Annotated in this window: 3 protein-coding genes and 3 pseudogenes; 4 read left to right on the top strand and 2 right to left on the bottom strand. The window is 62.7% G+C overall.

The genetic code is table 11. From position 1 onward, the window contains the following. Positions 1–39: 39 nt before the first annotated feature. Positions 40–333 (top strand): annotated as a pseudogene (locus GVY39_RS33485) (integrase core domain-containing protein); the annotation flags it as partial. 342 nt (positions 334–675) lie between these two features. Here GVY39_RS33485 and GVY39_RS33480 read toward each other — a convergent pair. Beyond that, positions 676–1,182 (bottom strand): annotated as a pseudogene (locus tag GVY39_RS33480) (recombinase family protein); the annotation flags it as partial. Between the two features lie 632 nt (positions 1,183–1,814). On the opposite strand from GVY39_RS33480, the gene GVY39_RS33475 reads away from it, so the two are divergent. Genes GVY39_RS33475 through GVY39_RS33465 form a run of 3 tightly spaced genes read left to right on the top strand, consistent with a single transcriptional unit; the run spans position 1,815 to position 6,699 of the window. Beyond that, entirely contained in the window at positions 1,815–3,068 is a 1,254-nt protein-coding gene (locus tag GVY39_RS33475) for an alpha-xenorhabdolysin family binary toxin subunit A (RefSeq protein ID WP_159930970.1), read from the top strand. Between the two features lie 34 nt (positions 3,069–3,102). Then, positions 3,103–4,275 carry an alpha-xenorhabdolysin family binary toxin subunit A gene (locus tag GVY39_RS33470; protein WP_159989404.1) on the top strand — a complete coding sequence of 391 codons (1,173 nt, stop codon included), beginning with the start codon at positions 3,103–3,105 and terminating at the stop codon, positions 4,273–4,275. 9 nt (positions 4,276–4,284) lie between these two features. Next, complete coding sequence (locus GVY39_RS33465; protein ID WP_159989402.1) at positions 4,285–6,699, top strand: hypothetical protein; 2,415 nt, start codon at positions 4,285–4,287, stop codon at positions 6,697–6,699. Positions 6,700–6,766: 67 nt separating this feature from the next. Here GVY39_RS33465 and GVY39_RS33460 read toward each other — a convergent pair. Beyond that, positions 6,767–6,961, bottom strand: a pseudogene (locus GVY39_RS33460) (IS21 family transposase); the annotation flags it as partial. Positions 6,962–7,079 lie beyond the last annotated feature (118 nt).

Genomic DNA, 7,079 nt, shown 5'->3' with positions numbered 1-7,079 from the left:
GCGAGAAGACTCTACTGAGTTGACATCCGTTAGGAACTCAACGGCGCCTGCTACCGGGCGGCCGATTTCTCCAAGGTGCTGCTCGGCGCTCGCCACCAGCGCATCAACCCCTACACGCCGCGGCACAACGGCAAGGTCGAGCGCTACCACCGCATCCTGGCCGAGGAATTCCTCTACGCCCGTGAATGGACCAGCGAAACCCAACGCACCGACGCACTCGGAATCTGGAACATCCACTACAACTACCATCGACCCCACACTGCCGCCGGAAACCGGCCCCCAGCCAGCCGCCTCCACACCGGCGTCACCAACGTCACGGCCTCATACACCTAGCTGGACACCGCCGAGTCCGAGTCCATCCTGCGGCAATCACCCGCGGAGGGCCCAATGGGGTCGAATATGGTGCGATCGCGCTGTTCCCGACCCCGAAAGCGTTGGCCGACAACACTGGCCGCTGACCAGTTCATGTGCTACCTGACCGAATACCTGGTCCGCAATGCTGGCGGGTTGACGGTGAACGTCCCCGGCAACGGCACCTCGGTCAACGACGGGATCGGGCCGTCTGTCTGCTATGGCTACACCTCCGAGGTGGACAACCAAGTGGACATGCTGTTGCCAATAATCGAACACGGCGACGGTTTCACAGTTGACCCTCGAAACTGTGCAATCCGCAGTTCAGGATGCGGCGGCGTCGGTTCGCAGGTATGAGTAGACGATTTCGCGGCTGACACCGAACTCCCTGGCCAGCTCCGCTTTCGACACTCCGGGCGGCCGCGCGGGCGCGCAGTTGGGCGGCTTGCTCGGCGGTGAGGGCGGGTTTGCGTCGGTGTAGGCGCCGCAAGCCTTCGCCGCGGCGATGCCCTCGCGCTGGCGTTCGAGGATGAGGGCGCGTTCGAACTCGGCGAAGTCACCCATCACGCTCAGCACCAGATTCACCATCGGTGAGTCCTCCCCGGTGAAGGTCAGCGCCTCCTTCACGAACTCCACCCGCACACCCTTGCCGGTCAAAGTGCGCACCAACCGGCGCAAGTCGTCGAGGTTGCAGGCGAGGTGGTCCATGGAGTGCACGATCACGGTGTCGCCGTCGCGCACGAACGCGATCAGCTCCTCCAGCTGTGGGCGTGCGGTGTACTTCCCGGAGGCCTTGTCGGTGAAGGTGCGTTCGACGGCGATCCCGTCGAGCCCCCCAGGTCACCATGCCGCTGCAAGTCCTATTGCAATGGGACGACGAAGGAAACCGCTCGGTCTGCTGCTCGAAGGCCGGGTCCGATCGGGTGGATGAGGCGCACCGATTGTGCATCTGCACTTGCAAGCGGAGTTCTCGAGGGAAGAAACCGCCCGGATGGACCTGTTCTCGGACCAGGACGTGACGCTCTTCTTCGACCGCGTGCAGGAACGAAGCCTGGCCATTCGAAACTCTGCCCATTGCAGACCCCAGGTCTGAAATAGGTGCGGCGTCAGACCGTGGAATAGTGGCGGAGTCGTTAGGGCGATCATGTCGACACAACGCGTACTTTCGGCGCAAACTGAGTGGAGCCAGGACAGGGCTGTCAGCAAATCTCTTCTCCGGCAGTAACACTGGACCGGAGCAAGCGAAGGCAAATCGGACGAACCTTCTCGGGTGAAGGGCGTGAGTCGAGCGTGCGCGCACGATCGCGTACCGCCGCATACCTCGTGCCACTGTCGGCCGCGAAATCTACGAACCTGGTGAGGCTCGAGTTCGGAAACCATCTTCCCCATCGCACCCGCCGATCGGTCGACTGGTCGCTCATTGCGTTGCGGGCATGTTGATACCGATGCTCTGACTACAGCCGGTGCCCGAAAGCGACAGAGGACATTCGCTGGTGTTATCCGGCCGGTTTCCCTCAACAAGGAGGTCATCGATGACCAGTTTGGATATCGGACCCGGAGAGTTGTCCGAGCCCGGCGTGCAGGGCGGGCCGAATTTCATTCTCAGCCGGCCCGAGTGGATCAAGATCCAGGTCTTCGTCCAGGATGCGCTCGTCCTTCCGACAACACAGACCGAGTTCAGGAACTCCTTGGGCCCGGGCGCGCCCAATGACCTGTCCGACTTCACCAAACTGATCAATGTCTATCGACTGATCAATGATGACGGCAAGAATTGGCGTGACTCGATCTATCCCAAGGCGATCAGCGTGGCCAGCAACATCCTTCAGTACGGCAGGGACAAGGTCCCGGTCTACTACCCGCCCATCAAGGACCTGGCGCAACGGCTGATGAACAATCCGAACGATCAGCAGGCGAAGAACGACTTGAAGTCGGTTCTCAAGACGTTGCGGGGCGAGGCCGACAAGCAGGTACAGTGGGCGCGCTTGGTGTCGAGCACGACATTCCAGTTCGCGTATGACATCGAAACCGACAAAACAACGTTGGTGGGGACGGACGGCAATGGCGGCCTGGTCGCGTACTACGACAAGAAATACGGTCAAGCCAGCCAGGCCGTCGCCGACGTCACGAAGGAGATCGCCGACGAGAAGACTGTGCTGAAGGCGGCGAACGACGAGTACAACCACGATGTGGTGGTGGCGTCGACAACGCCGGCCTACGCGTGGCTGGGATTGCCCGGGTTCATCGCCGGAGCGGTCGTGGCCGGTGAATACGGCGCTCGCGCTGTCGAAGCCCTGAAACGAGTGAAAGCCGCCAAGGCGCAGATCAACAAGCTGGAAGCCGAGTTGGCAGCCGACGCGAATCTGATGAACGCCGCTCGGTCCGCTCAGCAGAGTTCCTCGACGATCGCGCAGGACATCACGGCAGTTCTCCCGGTGGTCCAGAAGATCGAGGGAGTATGGGGTGCTTTGTTCGACGACCTCGGGTACATCCTTGACTTGATCGACAACAACATCGCTCAGGTCCCCCCGATCATCATGGACCTGGGCGTCGACGCGGCCATCGCCAAGTGGGCCGCGGTGGCCCAAGAGGCCGAGAAATTCCTCAGGAACGCCCACGTCAGCGAGCAGCCCGACGGTTTCGAGCAGTGGACCGTGGAGGGATGGCGGCTGGCGACCCTCATCACGCCGAACCGCGTCCTCGCAGGCGCGCTCCGGTGACTGTCACTGCAACCACCTGGAAGGAGATTCTGCGATGGCGGAGTTGAATATCGGGCCCCGGGAACTGGCAGACCCGGGCGAGCAGGGCGGGCCGGCGTTTACGCTGAGCCGGGCCGAGTGGGTCAGAATCCAGGCCTACGTTCAGGAGGCCCTTGTTCTCCCGACAACCGAGACCCAGTTCCGGAACAACTTGGGCTCGGGCGCGCCCAGCGATCTATCCGACTTCACCAAGTTGATCGACGCCTACCAGGAGATCAACAAGCACGTCACGACGTGGCGCGAGACGATCTATCCTGCCACGATCAGCCTGGCCAGCGACATCAACGATTACGGTTCGAACAAAGCGCCCATCTATTACCCGCCCATCAAGGACCTGGCGCAAAAACTGACGGACAACCCGAACGACCAGCAGGCGAAAGACAAGCTGAAGGCGATTCTGGACGTGTTGAAGAAGGACGCCGACACGCGGGTGCAGAAAGCGACCGCAGTCACCGCCCAAATCCATCAGTTCGCGAAGGACACCGAGACGGACAAGACGACGATGGTGGGGACGGGCGGTGATGGTGGCCTCGTCGCGTACTACAACGACAAGTACGGCAAAGCCAGCAAGGACGTCGCCGACGTCACGAAGCAGATCGCCGACGCGAAGGCCGTACTGAAGGCAGCGAACGACGAGTACAACCACGATGTCGTGGTGGCCGCGACGACGCCGACCTACGCGTGGCTGGGACTGCCCGGCTTCATCGCGGCATCAGTCGTGGCAGGCGTCTACGGCAGTCGCGCCGTGGAGGCCCTGCACAGGATCAATGCCGCCAAGGACCTCATCAATTCGCTGGAGGCGAAGTACGCCGCCTACGCGAACCTGATGCACGCCGTCGAATCCGCTAAGGACAGCTCCACGACGATCGGGCAGGACCTCACCGCGGTGCTGCCGGTAATCCAGAAGATCGAGGGCGTTTGGGGGGCCATCTCGAGCGACCTCGAGACGATCCGGACGATGATCGACAAGAACATCGAGCAGGTTCCCCCGCTCATCATGGACCTGGGCGTCGACGCGGCCATCCGTAAGTGGGCCGCGGTGGCCGAGGAGGCCGACAGCTTCCGCATGAATGCCTACGTCACTGAGCAGCAGCGCAACCAGTGGACGGTGGAGGCATGGCGGCTGGAGACCCTTATCACGCCGAACCTCGTCCTGGCGGGCGTGTAGGACCGCGCCATGAATGTCGTTGCGGCGCAGTCCTACGATTGGCGCACGCTCTACGGTGACATCGAACAGCAGGGCAACGTGCCCTGCTGTTCGGCCACCGTGATCGACGCCACCTACGCGGTGTTCCGGGCCATGTACCTCGACCTGGGCGAGGTACAGACCGCGTTGCACGACTCGGGTTTCGATCCTGTCCTGGTGACGCTGGTAGCCGACGTCGTGAACGTACCCGCCGGAATCTCGTGGCAGCTGAAGCGCACTGTTCTGTGGATCCAGGCGCGACGGATGCAGAGCGATGAGCCGTTCACCGTGACCCTCGATTACCGAAGCGATCACGGTGCCCGATTCGTGCTCTTCTGCGACGAGCTGGCGGGCAGCGTGCAGGGTCAGGCTGTGGTCGCCTCTCAGCAGACCATCGCTCTACCCGTCATCGATGCTCCACCGCCCTCCGGCGGTGTGCTGATCAAGTATGTCGAGGGCAGTGGTCCGGTCCAAAGCCCTCTGGACCGGGCCCAGGGGGTCGCGGCCCTGTCGGCCCCGGACTACTTCCAACAGGCGATGCGCACCGAGTTCGTGTTCGCCTCGCTGCTCTACGACACCCATCCGGACCTGGCGCTACGCCAGCTGGCATGGCTGAAGAACTGGTCGAGCTACAACGTCGAGCTGCTGGGCGTGCTCCTGCGCAGCTCCTCGCTGCTGGCACTGCTCACCGCGCAGATGAACGCGGAATCCGATGGGACAGTCTTCGTCCCGTATCTGAGTCGGCAGGTCTACACCGACCTCGCGAAGGCCTTCGTCGCCGAAGCCAAACAGTACGAGGCCGACTACCAGGCCCTCAGCACCCAGACCGTCGTCACCGACAACTTCATCCAGCTCGCCAAGGCGCTGCTGGCGAACAAGACCTACGAGACCCAATACGCCACTCAACTGCTGGCTCAGGCGAAAGACAACTTCGACAACGCCAGCGCCGCGGTCGCCGCCGCGCAGCAACGGCTGACGGCGGCTCAGGACACTGCCGAGGAGACCCAGATCGACTTCGAGGAGATCGGCGTACCCGAATGGAAGAATCAACAGATCCTCAAGGCGATCATCGACCTCAGCACCGCGGTCATCACCTTCGGCGTCGGGATCGGCGCCATGTTCGTCGGCGACCCTGCGGCAGGCGCCGCCGCCGCGGGCAGCGCGATCGAGGGAGCGGAGGCGGTGGAAGCCGCCGCCCAGGCCGGCAGTGACATCGCGAACCTGGCCGCGAGCCTCAAAGACTGCATGGGCCAGCTCAAAAAAATCGCGGAGGCACTGAAAAAGGTCTACGACCTGTCGAAGGAGATCGTCGACGCCGTCGAGAACTTCCACGACGCCGAGGAATACGCCGCCAAGCTACGGGACATGAACCTCGACACCGGCGGGGCAGATCTCACCGCGACCTTCCAGTGGCGGATCTACCAGCAAAACACCGACGCCATGCTCGCCGATCCGGTCCAGAAAGGCATCCGCTACGCACGCGAGCTCGAACTAGCCGTCGACGCCGTCGCCATCCACGGGCAGGAATTGGCTGCCGCCCAAGCGGCCGCGGTCGCGGCCGGCCAGCAGTACGCCGCGGTCAGTCTGCAAAAACAGTTGGCCGAACAGGAACAGCAGCAGTTGCAGCAGTACCTGGACTCCTTGGTCCACGGCGAGGCTCCCCTGGCAGCGCTGATGCAGCAGCTGTACCAGCGCTACCTCGACACCAAGAGCTCGCTGTTCACCGCCCTACAGGGCTACCGCGCCTCGTACTTCTACTGGGCACTGGCACCCTCGGTAGTGCGCCCACGCATTCTCGACAACATCGGCGAACTCGATGCCGGACTGACGAACCTGACAAGCATCACCATGGACTCCGCGACGGCGCTGGAACACTTCTCCCCGCCGCCGCAGGTCCTGGCCGACAAGAGATACACCATCGACAGCACAAACGCCCCCGAGGTCCTCGCCCGATTCAAGAAGACAGGGACCGCCCGCTTCGAGGTACCCCTGGACACCGACGAGTTCGCCGGTTTCGGCCGAGTCCGGCTCACCCGCGTCCGGATATGGGTGGACAAAGCCGTGCCGCGAAACGGCAGCTCGATCAACCTGACCCTCGGCAACCAAGGCAACTACCTCGATCGCTATCGAGGGAAAACGTATCAATTCACTTCCAAGTCTTTGGCTCTCGACTTCGAGTACCGGGTCACCGCCAAGAAGAACGGACCACCCGACTGGAGCTTCGACGACGGAACTTACGGTTACGTCGAAGTCGACGGCGCCCTCGATCATGAGGTGAGCTACGCCTACTTCGAACCGACCCCCTTCGCCGGATGGAACATCACGGTCGACCCGTCGACAACCGACTTGTCGAACGCGACTTCGATCACCATGCAGTTCTCCGGCTCGATAATCCACGACGCGTGACAGACCGCCGCCGAGGAGGCCAGTGTCGATGCTGGTCTCTGCGCTCGCAGCGATTTCGGGGCGCACGACGGAAGGCTTGGCATTCGGCCGTGAGCTCGTTGCGGCCTGCCCGCCAGCGGCCGATCGCGCCTTCACCATCCCAGACCAGAACCTTTGGCACCGAACCCAACCGTTGGATCAGCGTCCACCAGCCCGCGAACAGATCGGCATGCCGGGTCGGGACCAGCAGCGCCATCAGCCACCGCGAATACCCCAGAACCATTGGCCTGTCCCCGGTGAATGAGACCGCCTGGAACTAGAGTTCCGTTGGCCCTGGTGAGGGGCTGGAAGGGACACTGAGAACCATGGCTGGACGTAAGCGGCATTCCGCCGAAGAGATC

Source organism: Nocardia sp. CY15, from assembly GCF_009829295.1.
Lineage (GTDB): Bacteria > Actinomycetota > Actinomycetes > Mycobacteriales > Mycobacteriaceae > Nocardia > Nocardia sputi.
Note: the sequence above shows the minus strand (reverse complement) of the source record. Positions and strands in the feature narration are given on the sequence as shown.

What these genes read in the sequence shown, in the direction of transcription:
- GVY39_RS33470 (WP_159989404.1), top strand. Translation starts at nt 3,103, where the DNA reads ATGGCGGAGTTGAATATCGGGCCCCGGGAACTGGCAGACCCGGGCGAG.
- GVY39_RS33465 (WP_159989402.1), top strand. Translation starts at nt 4,285, where the DNA reads ATGAATGTCGTTGCGGCGCAGTCCTACGATTGGCGCACGCTCTACGGT.